1 protein-coding gene is annotated in these 429 nt (G+C 66.7%); it reads right to left on the bottom strand.

Annotation, left to right across the window (positions count from 1 at the left end):
- A partial coding sequence (locus VE26_RS00140; RefSeq protein ID WP_152658647.1) for an AAA family ATPase occupies nt 1-384 on the bottom strand: 384 nt, incomplete at its 3' end.
- Nucleotides 385-429: the final 45 nt, after the last annotated feature.

The raw sequence follows: 429 nt of genomic DNA, 5'->3' as shown, positions 1-429 counted from the left end.
CACGGAGCGGGCCGCGGGCCCCTCGCCGATGATCAGATCACGCTGAAAATCCTCCATTGCCGGATAGAGCACTTCCTCGTTGGCCGGGTTGAGGCGGTGGATTTCATCGATGAAGAGCACGTCGCGCTCTTCGTGATTGGTGAGCAGCGCCGCAAGATCACCCGCCTTGGCACTGACCGGGCCGGACGTGGCACGAAAGCCGACGCCCAGTTCCTTGGACACGATCTGGGCCAGGGTGGTCTTGCCCAGGCCGGGCGGGCCGACGAACAGCACAGCGTCCAGCGCCGAGCCGCGCCGTCGGGCTGCCTGGATGAAGACCTCCAGATTGGCCCGCGCTGCAGCCTGGCCCACGAAGTCCGAAAAGCCGGATGGACGCAGCGACACATCACCACTCTCCTCCCGCTGGCCGCCACCCGACGCCCTGGACGA

This window comes from Devosia chinhatensis, assembly GCF_000969445.1.
GTDB lineage: Bacteria > Pseudomonadota > Alphaproteobacteria > Rhizobiales > Devosiaceae > Devosia > Devosia chinhatensis.
This window is presented reverse-complemented; position numbering and strand designations above follow the sequence as displayed.